The 14,161-nt window shown below is 72.2% G+C and carries 10 protein-coding genes; 2 read left to right on the top strand and 8 right to left on the bottom strand.

Features of this window, described 5'->3' with window-relative positions; all coding sequences use genetic code 11:
• Nucleotides 1–39: 39 nt before the first annotated feature.
• The 8 genes from ACP7TJ_RS01235 to ACP7TJ_RS01200 form a co-directional block, all read right to left on the bottom strand.
• A complete protein-coding gene (locus tag ACP7TJ_RS01235; RefSeq protein WP_427761758.1) occupies nt 40–2,394 on the bottom strand; it encodes an AbfB domain-containing protein in 2,355 nt (784 codons plus the stop codon).
• A gap of 131 nt (nt 2,395–2,525) precedes the next feature.
• Complete coding sequence (locus ACP7TJ_RS01230; RefSeq protein ID WP_228920597.1) at nt 2,526–3,560, bottom strand: ABC transporter permease; 1,035 nt, start codon at nt 3,558–3,560, stop codon at nt 2,526–2,528.
• The gene (locus ACP7TJ_RS01225) at nt 3,557–4,519 is read right to left on the bottom strand and encodes an ABC transporter permease (RefSeq protein ID WP_167744216.1); all 963 of its coding nucleotides are present in this window, start codon (nt 4,517–4,519) and stop codon (nt 3,557–3,559) included. The genes ACP7TJ_RS01230 and ACP7TJ_RS01225 overlap by 4 nt, the downstream gene beginning before the upstream one ends.
• Nucleotides 4,512–6,071, bottom strand: coding sequence for a sugar ABC transporter ATP-binding protein (locus ACP7TJ_RS01220; protein WP_427761755.1), 1,560 nt, complete (start codon nt 6,069–6,071; stop codon nt 4,512–4,514). The genes ACP7TJ_RS01225 and ACP7TJ_RS01220 overlap by 8 nt, the downstream gene beginning before the upstream one ends.
• A 72-nt stretch (nt 6,072–6,143) precedes the next feature.
• Nucleotides 6,144–7,238, bottom strand: a complete 1,095-nt coding sequence (locus tag ACP7TJ_RS01215) for an ABC transporter substrate-binding protein (RefSeq protein ID WP_427767250.1) — start codon at nt 7,236–7,238, stop codon at nt 6,144–6,146.
• Nucleotides 7,239–7,500: 262 nt separating this feature from the next.
• On the bottom strand, nt 7,501–8,523 hold the full coding sequence (locus ACP7TJ_RS01210) for a LacI family DNA-binding transcriptional regulator (RefSeq protein WP_427761753.1): 1,023 nt from the start codon (nt 8,521–8,523) through the stop codon (nt 7,501–7,503).
• Nucleotides 8,524–9,143: 620 nt separating this feature from the next.
• The gene (locus ACP7TJ_RS01205) at nt 9,144–10,754 is read right to left on the bottom strand and encodes an MDR family MFS transporter (RefSeq protein ID WP_403434728.1); all 1,611 of its coding nucleotides are present in this window, start codon (nt 10,752–10,754) and stop codon (nt 9,144–9,146) included.
• Between the two features lie 121 nt (nt 10,755–10,875).
• Nucleotides 10,876–11,550 (bottom strand): TetR/AcrR family transcriptional regulator, encoded by a 675-nt coding sequence (locus ACP7TJ_RS01200; RefSeq protein WP_403162836.1) that lies wholly within the window; start codon nt 11,548–11,550, stop codon nt 10,876–10,878.
• Nucleotides 11,551–11,677: 127 nt separating this feature from the next.
• On the opposite strand from ACP7TJ_RS01200, the gene ACP7TJ_RS01195 reads away from it, so the two are divergent.
• Together ACP7TJ_RS01195 and ACP7TJ_RS01190 are read left to right on the top strand one after the other, a co-directional pair.
• Nucleotides 11,678–12,868, top strand: a complete 1,191-nt coding sequence (locus ACP7TJ_RS01195; protein ID WP_401407812.1) for an MFS transporter — start codon at nt 11,678–11,680, stop codon at nt 12,866–12,868.
• Between the two features lie 134 nt (nt 12,869–13,002).
• Nucleotides 13,003–13,983, top strand: a complete 981-nt coding sequence (locus tag ACP7TJ_RS01190) for a pirin family protein (RefSeq protein WP_427761750.1) — start codon at nt 13,003–13,005, stop codon at nt 13,981–13,983.
• Nucleotides 13,984–14,161: the final 178 nt, after the last annotated feature.

Raw genomic sequence — 14,161 nt, 5'->3', positions numbered from 1 at the left:
ACGGCGTCCGCCCCCTCTCGCCTTGCCGTCACACACCGCTCAGGGTGTCCAGGGCGCCTCCACCGCCCAGGTGGTGTCCTCGGCGAACAGGGCGGGGGAGTCGTAGGCGCGCGTGCCGCCCGGCACCGCCAGCCACAACTCTGCGCCGTAGTGGCGCAGATACTGCCCGGGGAAGTTGTACGCGGACAGCCTCACCCCGCCGTTCGCGCCCCGCACCGGACAGAAGGTGGCGTCCGCGCGGAACAGGTCGCCGCTGCCGCCCTCCTTGTACACCCGGGAGTCGCGGTGCCGCAGGTACTCGCCCGGGTAGTTGCGCGACTCGAACGAGGAACAGGAGGCGTCCGCCAGGCCGGGGACGATCCGCCAGGTGGCGTCGGCCTTCAGCAGCGCCTCGCTGCCGCCGTTCACCACCTCGGTGAACACGGCGCCGTCCTTGTGCCGCACATAGCGGTCCGTGTAGCCGGGGGTGGTGACGCGCAGGGAACGGAACTGGCCCGTGGGCAGCGTCACCGGGGCGGACGGCGAGCGGGAGGCGTCGATCAGCGCCCGGTTGGCCGCCCGGACCCGCGCCTCGTCGACCTTGACCACCTGACGGTCGTAGGTGAGCAGCCCGTTCGCCTCGTTCTCCACGTCGGTGATCTCCGTGTAGACGGCGGCGGACAGGCCCCGCGGGAGGCGCACCTCGCGGATGCCGTCCAGGAGCCCGACGAGCCGGTTGTCCAGATGGGCGGGGGACGGCTGATCCTCGTAGCTGAAACCGCCGCCCGGGTACCACTCGTGACCGGCCACCTTGAAGCCCAGCCCGCCGTACTCGCCGAGCACCGCGGCCCGGTTCGCGTCGGGCACGGTGGTGCCGGGGCCCACGTACACGTGGTGGTCGACGACGTCGCCGTTGCCGCCGTCGACGGCACCGCAGCAGTTCACCCCGCTCATGTTGTCCACCAGCCGCGACGGGTCGTACGCCTTCACCTCGTTCGCGATCCGCGCCTGGTCGTACTGGCCCCAGCCCTCGTTCTGGTCGACCCACATGACCAGCGACGGGGAGCTGCGGTGCTGGTCGATGACGCGCCGGTACTCGGTCTCCCACTGGGCACGCCCCGCCGCGTCGGGCGTGCGCTCCATGGACGGCATGTCCTGCCACACCAGCAGACCGAGCCGGTCCGCCCAGTAGAACCAGCGCTGCGGCTCCACCTTGATGTGTTTGCGCACCATGTTGAAGCCGAGGTCCTTGTGCTTCTGCAGGTCGAACCGCAGGGCCGCGTCGGTCGGCGCGGTGTAGATGCCGTCCGGCCAGTAGCCCTGGTCCAGGGTGCCCGTCTGGAACACGAACTGCCCGTTGAGCACGGGCCGCGGCACACCGTCCACGCGGGCCAGTCCGATCGTGCGCATGCCGGTGTAGCTGCCCACGGAGTCGACCGCCGTGGAGCCGGACAGCAGGTCGGCGCGCACGTCGTAGAGGAACGGGTCGTCGGGCGTCCAGCGGCGGGCGTTCGGCACCGGGACGGTGAACTCCGTGTCGGCCGGACCGGTGGCCGTGCCGACGGTGGCGCCGCCCGTGGAGACGGTCACGCGGGTCTGGTGGCCGCTCGTCCCGGCTCCCCGCACGGTGACCTTGAGCCGGTTGTTCACCGGATCGGGCACCATGTCGAGGCGGGTGATGTGGGCCGCCGCCGTGGGCTCCAGCCACACCGTCTGCCAGATGCCGGAGGCGGCCGTGTAGAAGATGCCTCCGCCCGGATGGGGCTGGACGTCGTTCAGCCGCTGCTTGCCGACCGCCTGGCCGCCGGTCTGGGTGGGGTCCCACACGGAGACGACGATCGTGTTGGCGCCGCCCCGGTTCAGCAGATCGGTGATGTCGTACGAGAAGGCGTCGTAGCCGCCGTCGTGGGTCGTCCCGGCCTGCCGGTCGTTGACCCACACGGTGGTGCGCCAGTCGCTCGCGCCGAAGTGGAGCTGGACGCGCCGGCCGTCCCAGCCGGACGGCACCACGAAGGCGCGCTTGTACCAGAGCTTGTCGTTCGGGGTGATGCGGCGCTGGATGCCGGAGAGCGCCGACTCGGCGACGAACGGCACCCGGATCTGCTCCGGGAACGCGGCGGGCCGGCCGGCGTCCGCCGAGGTCACGGCGAAGTCCCAGATGCCGTTCAGATTCGCCCAGTCGGGGCGGGTGAGCTGCGGGCGCGGATACTCGGGCAGCGGGTTGTCGACCGGGACCTGGCCGGTCCATGGGGTGGTCATCGGGGCGGGTTTCGGCGCCCACGCCGCCGGCGCCGCGGTCGCGGCGCCGGGAACGGTGAGGGCGGTGGCGGCCAGCAGGGCCGCCACCGCCAGGACGGTCGCCGTCCACCGGCGTCTGTGGCCGGCGGGCGGGACGGGTGCGAGTGCTCTACGCATCGTCACTCCTCGGGAAGTGGGGGTGGGAGACGTGCGCGTGCGAGAAGCGGCCGGCTGCGCGAGGAGCGTGACCGGCCGCCGTACCGGACGCGGCGACGGGAGCCAGGGCGTCCCGCCGCCGCGTCCGGGGTCTACAGGAGTTGCCGTCGGCGGCCCAGCCACGTCTGGGCGACGACCACCACGGCGAGGAAGGCGCCGCTGACGACCTGCTGGTAGGAGGAGTCCAGGGAGCCGATCTGGTTGATGACGTTCTGGATCACCTTCAGCAGCAGCACCCCGACCAGCGACCCGCTGACGTAGCCGAGCCCGCCGGTGAGCAGGGTGCCGCCGATGACCACGGCGGAGATCGCCTCCAGCTCCATGCCGTTGCCGAGGATGGTCACCCCGGATGCGAGCCATGCGGCGTTCAGCGCCCCGGCGAGGCCGGCCAGCACCCCGGACAGCGTGTAGACGAGGATCTTGGTACGGGCCACCGGGGCGCCCATCAGCGCCGCCGCGTCCTCGTTCCCGCCGACCGCGTACACGTGCTGGCCGAACCGGGTGCGGCGGAGCACGACCGCCCCGGCGACGAACAGCGCCAGCGTGATCCACACCGGGTTGCCGAGACCGAGCGTGGTGCCCTGTCCCAGCTCGGCGAGGAACGAGCCCTTGCCGATGAGGTAGGTGTTCGCGCCCTCGTCGGTGATCGCCAGCATCAGACCCCGGGCGCCCAGCATGGCCGCCAGGGTGACGATGAACGGCGCCAGCCGTGACCGGGCCACCAGCAGCCCGTTGACCACGCCGACCGCCCCGCACACCACCAGCGGCAGCAGCAGCGCCACCAGCGTCCCGTGCCGGGAACCCCAGGCCGCCAGCACCCCGCCCAGCGCGAACAGCGAGCCCACCGACAGGTCGATGCCGCCGGTGATGATCACGAACGTCATGCCGAGCGCGACGATCGCGAGGAACGCCGAACTCGTCGCCATGTTGCTGACGTTGTCGCCGGTCGCGAACGAGTCGAAGCTGAACGTCGCCACCAGCGAGACGATGACCAGCACCGCCAGCGCGCCGTGCTGCTGCACCAGGGCGCTCAGCCGCTCGGACCGCGCCGGCCCCACGGGCTCGGCGCCCGCCGCCTGCGTGCCGTCGTCCGCGCTCACCGGCGCCTGTGTCTTCGTGACGGTCATCGCTTCCCCCGTCCCCGCGCCGCGTAGACCGCGGCCACGATCACTACGGCCTGCGCGATCTGCGTCCACGACGGCGGCAGATCGTGCTTGATGAGGGTGGCGGTGAGCAGCTGGATGAGGACCGCGCCCGCCACCGTCCCGGCGATGTTGACCCGGCCGCCGGTGAGCGGCGTGCCGCCGACCACGACGGCGGTGATCGCGGACAGCTCCATCAGGTTGCCCAGCGACGTCGGGTCGCTGGCCTGCAGCCGGGCCGTGGCGAGCACGCCCGCCACGGCGGCGAGCAGCGCGGACACCACGTACACCACGATCAGCACGCGGCGCACCGGCAGGCCGGCGAGCTGCGCCGCGGGACGGCTGTCGCCGATGGCGAGGAGCTGCCGTCCGAACGTGGTGCGGCGCACCGTGAACGCCACCAGCAGCGCCAGCACGGCCGCGATCAGGATCAGGTACGGAATCCCCAGCACGTCGCCGGAACCGAGCGAGGCGAGCTGCGGGTTGCGCAGGTCCTCGAGCTGCGGCAGCAGCACCAGCGCCAGGCCCCGCCCGCCCACCATGAGGGCCAGCGTCGCCACGATGGGCTGCACCCCGACCAGCGCCACCAGCGCCCCGTTGGCGAGGCCCACGCCGGCGGCGAACAGCGCCACCACGAGCAGCGCCGGCACCAGTCCGTAGCCCAGGTAGAGGGCGGTCACCGAGGCCGCGAGCGCCATCACGGCGCCCACCGACAGGTCGACGCCCTCGGTGCCGATGACCAGGGCCATGCCCAGCGCGACGATGATGACGGGCGCCACCTGCACGGCCTGGGTGCGGAAGTTCTCCGCGGACAGGAAGTGCGGGGTGATGACGATGTTGACGACCAGCAGCAGCGCCACGCCGGCGTACACGCCGTACGTCTGGAGCCACTGCAGGGCGCGCGCCTTGTCCAGCGGGACGGTCTTCAGAGCGGCTTCAGCCATCGGTGGCCGCCCCCTCGACCGCGTCCCGTGCCGGGGCGTCCCCGGCGATGGTCCGCATCAGCTTGTCCTCGGTGACCTCGTCGCCGGTCAGCTCGCCGACGACGGCACCGTCCTTCAGTACGACCACGCGGTCGGACCCTTCGATCAGTTCCTCCAGGTCGGAGGAGATGAGCAGGACGCCCAGGCCGTCCGCGGCCAGTTCGTCCACGAGCTTCTGCACCTCGGCCTTGGCGCCGACGTCGATGCCCCGGGTGGGCTCGTCCAGCAGCAGCACCTTCGGGTTCATCGCCAGCCAGCGGGCGAGCAGCACCTTCTGCTGGTTGCCGCCGGACAGTTCGCCGACCTTCTGCTGGGGCGAGGACGCCTTGATGCGCAGCCGCTCGATGAACGTGTTCACGATGCTGTCGACGCGCGCCTCGGACACCAGCCCGAAGCGGGAGAGCCGGGGGAGGACGGCCAGCGAGATGTTCTCCCGGACCGACAGTCCGGGCACGATGCCCTCGCTCTTGCGGTCCTCCGGCAGCAGACTCACGCCCGCCCGGATGGCGGCCGGCGTGGACCCCCCGCGCAGGGGCGTCCCCGCCACCACGACTCGGCCCGAACTCGTCGGCAGCGCACCGGAGATGGCCTTCGCCGTCTCGGTGCGCCCGGAGCCGAGCAGCCCGCCGAGCCCGACCACCTCGCCGGGCCGGATGCTGACCGACACGCCGTGCAGCTGGTGGGGGACCGTCAGGTCCGTGGCCTGAAGCACCGGCCGGCTGTCGGTGGCGTGGTGGTCGCCGGTGAACTTCGTCAGCCCCTCCGACCGCACCTCGCCCAGCTCCCGGCCCAGCATCGTGGACACCAGGGACAGCCGGTCCAGGTCGGCGAGTCTGCCGTGGTGGACGCGCCGGCCGTCACGCAGCACGGTCACCGTGTCGCACACGGCGTACAGCTCGTCCAGGCGGTGGCTGACGTAGACGACGGCGATGCCCTCGTCGCGCAGCCGGCGGATGACCGAGAACAGCGTCTCGACCTCCCGCGGTTCGAGCGACGACGTCGGCTCGTCCATGATGACGATCCGCGCCTCGCTCGCCACGGCACGGGCCAGCGCGACCATCTGCTGCGCGCCCACGCCGAGACTGCGCAGCGGCCGCCGTACGTCGACGCGGACGCCGTAACCGCGCAGCGTCTCCTCGGCCTCGCGGTGCATGTGGGCGAAGTCGAGCAGACCGAAACGGTTCCGGGGCTCGCGGCCCAGGAACAGATTGCGCGCCACGCTGAGCAGCGGGATGAGGTTGACCTCTTGGTAGATCGTCGAGAAGCCGGCCTTCTGCGCCTCCAGCGGGGTGGCGAAGGAGACCGGCCGGCCCTGGAAAACGATGTCACCGGCGTCGGGCCGGTACACCCCGGTGAGGAGCTTGATGAGCGTCGACTTGCCGGCGCCGTTCTCGCCGATCAGGGCGTGGACCTCACCGGCGTGCAGGGTCAGGTCCACGTCGTCCAGGGCCCGGACGCCGGGGAACGTCTTGCTCAGTCCGCGGACGGCGAGGACTTCGGCGGGGGGAGCCACCTGTGCCTCCAGGATGGGAAAGGGTGACGGACGGACAGGGGGCCCGGCGTGGCGCGGGCCCCCGCGACGGGATCAGTAGGCCTTGCCGAGGTCCTGCTGGGCGTTGTCGCTGTCGTAGGCGCTGTCCTGGATGATGATGTCCTGGGGGACTTCCTTGCCCTGGGTGAAGTCGTCGAGCGTCTGGAACGCCAGCGGTCCGAACCGCGGGTTGGACTCGATGACACCGCTGATCCAGCCGTCCACGACGCCCTGGACGGCGTTGCGGGTGCCGTCCACCGTGACGATCTTGACGTCGCCGGCCTTCTTGCCCGCGCCCTTCAGCGCGGCCACCGCGCCCAGGCCCATCTCGTCGTTCTCCGCGTAGATGCCCTTGATGCCGGGCTTCGACTGGATGAGCTGCTCGGTGACCTGCTGGCCCTTCTCGCGGGTGAAGTCGCCGGTCTGCTCGAACACCACCTTCAGGCCGGGGGCCTTCTCGGCGACCCGCTCCTTGAAGCCCTTGGTGCGCTCGGTGGTGACGTTGTTGCCCGCCGAGCCCAGCAGGATCGCGACCTCGCCCTTGCCGCCGGTGGCCTCGATCATCTGGTCGGCGGCGCGCCGCCCCTGCTCCACGAAGTCCGAGGCGATGAAGGACACGTAGTCCTTGCAGGCGGTGGCGTTGATCTTCCGGTCGATGGTGACGATCGGGACCTTCTTGGCCGCGGCGGCCTGGAGGACCGGGTCCCAGCCGTCGGAGTTCAGCGGGGCGATCACCAGCAGGTCGGCGCCCTTGGCGAGCAGGTCCTGCACATCGCTGATCTGCTTGGAGAACTGCGACTGGGCGTTGGCCGTGAGCAGCTTGACGCCTCTCTTGGCCGCCTCGTCCTTGATGGACTGCGTCTCGGCGATGCGGAAGGGGTTGGCCTCCTTCTCCGACTGGGAGAAGCCGACCGTGGCGTCCTTCAGATCGATCTTCTTGCCGCCGTAGGCGTCGATGGCGCAGGTCTTGCTGCCCGGCTTCGGCTCGGCCACCTTCTGGCCTGCGTCGGTGGCGGCCGTGGACTTCTTGCCGTCCGCCGCGTCGTCCTCCGACTTGGCGCAGGACGTCGCGGTGAGGGCCACGGCGGCGGCCAAGGCCACGAGCACGGGACGGGCGAGGAGAAGGGAACGGTGAGTGGTGCGCTGCATGGTGACCCCGATCCGGGTGACGCTGAAAGGGAACTGGGGAGCCTGAAGGACGCGCATGGTGGAGCTGCTCCCCCTGTGCACAACGGCGTCCGGTGCGCCGCCAAGGAGGTTTTACATCGTTGGAAGAGGGCTGTAAACCCCTCGCGCACAAGGTGAGGAGGGGGCGCCTCGAAGGGAGTTGCGGGCGCGCGGAAGCGCGCGCCCGCGGTAAGCGCGTACTGTGATCCGATTCCGGGGCTGCCGGCGTGGCGCGCCGGACGCGTCAGGGCGTGGCCGCGCCTGGACGCCCCGACGTGCTCTCCCGCTCGACCAGTTGGTAGTCCGCCCAGATGCGGCGCGGTGCGGGCGCGTTGTCGCCCAGGCGGGCCAGGACCGATTCCACCGCCAGGCGGCCGATCGCGGCCTTGTCCGGTGACACCGATGTGAGGGTCACCGCGCCGAAGCGGCCCTCGATCACGTCGTCGAAGCCGACCACGGCGATGTCCTCGGGGACCCGCAGCCCCCGCTCGTGCAGCACCCTCATCGCGCCGATCGCCATCGGGTCGTTGTAGGCGAACACCGCGTCCGGCCGGCGACCGCTGTCCAGGATGTGCCTCATCGCCCGCGCCCCGTCGGCGTGCCCCCAGCCGTCGACGGCCGCGACCAGCCCCTCGTCGGCGGGCAGTCCCGCCGCCGTCAGCTCCTCGCGCCAGCCCCGGACACGGAGCTGGGCCGGCTCGCTGCGGTCGCGCCGGGCGCCGATGAACGCCACCTCCCGGCGCCCCAGCTCGATCAGGTGCCGCACGGCGTCACGGGCGGCGGCCACGTTGTCGATCGCGATGTGGTCGTACGGCAGGTCGTAGTCCCGCTCGCCGAGCAGCACCAGCGGCACGTCCTGGTCGCGGTCGCGCAGGTCCTCGGTCCGCAGTTCGATGGGGCTGAGGATCAGTCCGTCGATGACCCGGGCCCGGAAGCCCTGGCTCACCAGCAGCTCCTGGTCGCGCGAGCCGCCGGTGTGGTCGAGCAGCACGATGTAGTCGTGCTGGGAGGCCGCGTCGATGACGGAGGCGGTCAGCTCGGCGAAGTACGGGTTGCCCAGCTCGGGCAGCGCGAGCGCGATGATGCCCGTGCGGCCTTTGCGGAGGTGGCGCGCGGCGAGGTTCGGCTGGTAGCCGAGCGCGTCGATGGACCGCTGGACGCGCTCGCGCATGGCCGGTGTGACGTGCTGGTAGTTGTTCACCACGTTCGAGACGGTCTTGATGGAGACCCCCGCGTGCGCGGCGACGTCCTTGAGGCTGACCCGCACGGCAATCCCTTCGTGAGCGGCCCGACGCGGTGGCCGGTGCGGATGCGGAACCGTCACCTTGAGTCGTGTGCCGAGCCGCTGGGCTCAAGTTTTACAACGTTATACACGCCGTGACCGGGCGATGACAAGGCTCCGGACGGGCCTCCGGCGGCGGGTGCGGCGGCGCCTTCGCGCCCTGGCTCCGGCGCCCGCCGTGTCCGCGCGTCCGGGCCGCGTCGCGTCGCCGGGTCCGTGCCGCTTCGCGTCGCCGGGTCCGTGCCGCTTCGCGTCGCCGGGTCCGTGCCGCAGCCCACGCGGCGGCACGGACCGGTGGCGTGAAGGACGGGACCGCCTCGACGGCCTCCGTTCCCCGCGAGGCCCGGTCCTGGCCCGTGCGCGGGCGGCAGTGCCCCGCACCGGACGGGACGGACCGCCCGGGCGGTCCGGCCGGGCGCGCCTCGTGGCGGACCGTACCGCCCCCGAGGACCGTACCGCCCCGGTGGACCGCACCGCCCTCACCGGAACGTACAGCTCCCGCCGTGAGGAACCGCCCCTCGGTCAGTGAGCCGCCCTGCCGGAAACGGGCGAGCGCCCCACGGCCCGTACGGGCCGTGGGGCGCTCGCCCCGTGCGAGACGGGGTTCAGCTCCCGACGACGGTCCTGTCCCTGTCCGTCGCGGCGCCGGCCTCCTCGGCGAGGCGCTCCATGCCACTGGTCGTCTTCAGCGGCTTCTCCTTGATGAACACCACGGTGAGCAGCGCCAGCAGCGCGCACGGCGTGGCGATGAGGAACAGGTCGGCGGTGGCGACGCCGTAGGCATGCTCGACGATCTGCCGCACCGGCTCGGGCAGGGTGGACATGTCGGGGACGCTGCCCTCCCCGCTGCCGCCGCCCTCGCCGCCCGAGGGGATGCCCGCGGCGTCCAGACCCTTGGTCATCTCGGACGCGACCCGGTTGGCGAGGATGGCGCCCAGGACGCTGGTGCCGATGGTGCCGCCCATGCTGCGGAAGAAGGACAGCACGGAGGTCGCGGCGCCCAGCTCGCCGGCCGGGACGTCGTTCTGCGCGGCCAGCACCAGGTTCTGCATCAGCATGCCGACGCCGATGCCGAGCACCGCCATGTAGACGCTGAGCAGGGTGAAGGAGGTGTCCGCGTCGATCGTGGACAGCAGGCCCAGACCGGCGGTCATGACGACCGCGCCCGCCACCAGGTAGCGCTTCCACACGCCGGTCTTGCTGATGAGCTGGCCCGCGACGGTCGACGAGACCAGCAGACCGAAGATCATCGGCAGGCTCATCAGACCCGCCACGGTGGGCGACTTGCCGAGGGACACCTGGAAGTACTGGGAGAGGAACACGGTGCCGCCGAACATGGCGACGCCGACCAGCAGGCTGGCGACCGTGGTGAGCGTGACGGTGCGGTTGCGGAAGATGTCCAGCGGGATGACCGGCTCGGCCGTCCGCGCCTCGACGAACACCGCGGCGACCAGCAGCAGCACACCGGCGCCGGTGAGCGCGGCGGTCTGCCAGGAGGCCCAGTCGAACTCGTTGCCCGCCAGGGTCACCCAGATCAGCAGGGCGCAGACGCCCGCCACGATCAGGAAGGCGCCCAGGAAGTCGATCTTCGCCTCACGGCGGACCACCGCTGGCAGACGCAGGGTGCGCTGCAGCAGCGCGATGGCGAGCAGCGCGAACGGCACGCCGATGAAGAAGCACCAGCGCCAGCCCAGCCAGGAGGTGTCCACCAGCACACCGCCGACCAGCGGTCCTGCGACGGTGCCGATGGCGAACACGGCGCCGAAGATGCCGGCGTACTTGCCGAGCCGGCGGGGCGGGATGATCGCCGCCATGACGACCTGGGCCAGCGCGGTCAGACCGCCCGCGCCGACGCCCTGCACGACACGGCTGAAGATGAGCAGTTCGACACCGTGGGAGAAGCCCGCCAGCAGCGAGCCCACGACGAACATACCCAGCGACAGCTGGAGCAGCAGCTTCTTGTCGAACAGGTCGGACAGCTTGCCCCAGAGCGGCACGGTCGCCGTCATGGCCAGCAGTTCCGCGGTGACGACCCAGGTGTACGAGGACTGGCTCGCCCCCAGGTCGGCGATGATCGTCGGCAGCGCGTTGGCCACGACGGTGCCCGCCAGGATCGCCACGAACATACCGGCCATCAGCCCGGACATGGCCTGGAGTATCTGCCGGTTGGTCATGGCGGTGGGCGGCGCCGCGTCGGGCGCCTGTGGTGCGGTCACGGTCGTCTCTCTCACGGATCGGTGGGACAAGCGGGATCACGCCCCGGAAGGGGCGGACGTGAAGTGGGGGAGGGGAGGGGCCGGTGTGCCGTGGGGTCCGGCGCCCCGAACGGTCCGGCGCCTACCGGGCCGGGGCCGGCAGACCGGCGGCGAGCAGGTCGAACACCTCGCGGAACACGCCGGCGAAGGACACCTCGTCCGGCCGTTCGCACCAGTGCTGCACGCTCACCCGCACCGCCGTGCCGGCGACCGCGGCGAGCAGCCGCGGGTACAGCTCAGGAGCGGTGCGGTCCGCGTCGTCCTCGGGCGGGGCGCCGGCGGCGTCCGGGTCGCCCCCGGCGCGGATCCGCCGGGCGATCGCCTCGGCGAGCCCCGACTCGTCGGCCATCTGCGCGCCGAGGTTGCGCACGAGGAGATGCGGGGCGGAGCGCAGCACGCGTGCGTGCAGGCTCCACAGCTCGTGCTGCCGCTCCGCCTCCCTCAGCTCGGCGGCGAGCGCCTCGCGCAGCGCCTCCAGCGGCGGAAGCCCGGGCGGTGCGGCGAGGAACGCCCGCCGTACGCGCCCGCTGGCGTCCGCGTCCACGACGACGAACGCGTCGTCGCGCGAGTCGAAGTAGTTGAAGAAGGTCCGCACGGACACACCGGCCGCGGCGCTGATCGCCTCGACCGTCACCTGGTCCGCCCCGTGCTCGGCGGCCAGCCGCACCGCCGCCTCCGCGAGCGCGGCGCGCGTGGCGCGCTTCTTGCGCTCCCGCAGCCCGCCGCCCGCGGCGTCGTTCCCCGTCATGGTGTGCATGCTATGCAAAAATGCACGGCATGCAAAATTGTGTTCGAGTGATCACGGCGGCGGCCCGCTTCCCGGACGGCCTCGCCGTCGGAGTGCCGAGGCGGGCCGCCGGCCGTTCCGGGGCCGGCGTCGGGGCATGACCGGAGACCGGCCCGGATGGCGCGCGTGCCTGCTCGGCGGCGCCGTGTTCGCGGTGTGCATGACCGGCACCACGCTGCCGACCCCGCTGTACCCGCTCTACCAGGAGAAGTTCGGCTTCTCCGAGCTGACGGTCACCGTCGTGTACGCGGTGTACGCCTTCGCGGTGATCGCGGCCCTGCTGCTCGCGGGCAACGCCTCCGACGCCGTCGGCAGACGCCCGGTCCTGCTCTGGGGCCTGGCCTGCGCGGCCGGGAGCGCCGTCTGCTTCCTGCTGGCCGCCGACATCGCCTGGCTGTACGCCGGACGGCTCCTGTCGGGCCTGTCGGCCGGCCTGTTCACCGGAGCCGCCACGGCCTACGTCATGGAGTCGGCCCCGCCCGGCCGGGCCTCCCGTGCCACGTTCGTCGCCACGGCCGTCAACATGGGCGGCCTCGGCTGCGGCCCCCTGCTCGCCGGAGTCCTCGCCGAGTACGCCCCCTGGCCGCTCCACCTGCCGTACGCCGTCCACCTGACCCTGGTCGCCTGCTCGGTGGCGGTGCTGCTCGGGCTGCCGGAGACCGTAGGGGACCTGCGCCCGCTGCGCACCGTACGGCCGCAGCGCCCCGGCGTGCCCGCGCATGTGCGGGCGGTGTTCGGGCCGGCGGCGGCCGCCGCGTTCGTGGGTTTCGCCCTGTTCGGGGTGTTCACCTCCGTCAGCCCCGCCTTCCTCGCGCGGTACCTCGGCGTGACCGACCACGCGGTGAGCGGCGCGGTCGTCGCGACGGCGTTCTTCGCCTCCATCGCCGGACAGACGGCGGTCGGCCGCGTGGGGGTGCGCCGGTCCCTCCCGCTGGGCTGCGCCGGCCTGCTCGCGGGCCTCGCCCTGCTGGCGGGCGCCCTGCACCGGGACTCACTGGCGCTGGTGGTGCCGAGCGCGCTCGTCGGCGGCGTGGGCCAGGGGCTGGCGTTCCGCGGGGCGCTGACCGCGGTGAGCCGGGCGTCCCCTCCGGACCGGCGGGCGGCGGTGATCTCGTCGCTGTTCGTGGTGGCGTACGCCGGCATCTCGGTCCCGGTCATCGGGGTGGGCCTGCTGACGGAACCGCTGGGGCTGGAGAACGCGGGGCTGGTCTTCATCGCCTGCATGGCGGCGCTGGTGATCTCGGCGGCGGGCTATCTGCTGCGCAGGCCGGTGCCGGCCGAGGCGTGAACGGCGGGGCGGTTCCGGTCTCCGGGGCTCTTCCGCGGGCGTGGCGGCGCCCGGCGGCCTATAGTCGTCCGTGCGGAGAATGTTGAATATCGAACTTCCTTGAAGGTCGAACGTCCTCGGTGGGAGGCACCGGCATGAGCAACACGGAGACACGACCGGCGGAGATGAGGTGCGGCGGCGGGACCGAGGCGGACCGTCCGGCCGAGCTCGAGATCCTCGGGGCCCGTGACGTGCCGCTCGGCGGCCCGCGCGCGATGCGGGTGCGGCGCACCCTGCCGCAGCGGGCCCGGTCGCTCATCGGCGCCTGGTGCTTCGCCGACCACTACGGTCCCGAGGACGTCGCCCGCACCGGCGGCATGAACGTCCCCCCGCACCCGCACACGGGTCTGCAGATGGTGAGCTGGCTGTTCAGCGGGGAGATCGAGCACCGCGACAGCTTGGGCAGCCACGCCTACGTCCGTCCCGGCGAGCTGAATCTGATGACCGGCGGCCACGGTATCGCCCACTCGGAGGTCTCGACGCCGGACACGACGATCCTGCACGGGGTCCAGCTGTGGGTGGCGCTGCCCGACGAACACCGCGGCACGGAGCGGGACTTCCAGCACCACGTCCCGCACCCGGTCGCCCTGAACGGCGGCGAGGCCCGCGTCTTCCTCGGCACCCTCGCGGGCGCGACGTCACCGGTCCGCACGTTCACGCCGCTGCTGGGCGCGGAACTCACGGTCTTCCCGGGCGCGAGGCTCGTGCTGGACGTCGACCCCGCCTTCGAACACGGGGTGCTCGTCGACACCGGCGACGTCCTCGTCGAGGACACACCGGTGGAACGAGCGGCCCTGGGGTACACGGCTCCGGGCCGCACCGCCCTCACCCTCACCAACCGGGGGTCCGACCCGGCCCGCACGATCCTCCTCGGCGGTCCGCCTTTCGGCGAGGAGATCATCATGTGGTGGAACTTCATCGGCCGCAGCCACGAGGACATCGCCGAGGCCCGCGAGGAGTGGGAGAAGGCCTCCGACCGCTTCGGAAAGGTCGACGGCTACCCCGGCGACCGCCTCCCCGCCCCCGCCCTCCCCAACGCCCGGATCGCCCCGCGCAAGAACCCTGCGCGCCGCTGACCTCCGGTTTCTCTGTCGAGTCGATGGAGGGACGAGGGACGCCCGGCTATGCCTGTGGCTGTCGCCGCGACTGCGGGAGGGGGCGTATCGCAGACCCTCCCGTAGTCGCGCAGTCAGCGGGTGTGCTTCCAGGGTGTGCTCGTGTGCGAGCAGGTCTGGTCAGCTGAATGCTGACCTT

Origin of the sequence: Streptomyces sp. DSM 41931 (genome assembly GCF_050271085.1) — a bacterium.
GTDB classification, from domain to species: Bacteria; Actinomycetota; Actinomycetes; order Streptomycetales; family Streptomycetaceae; genus Streptomyces; species Streptomyces albogriseolus.
This window is presented reverse-complemented; position numbering and strand designations above follow the sequence as displayed.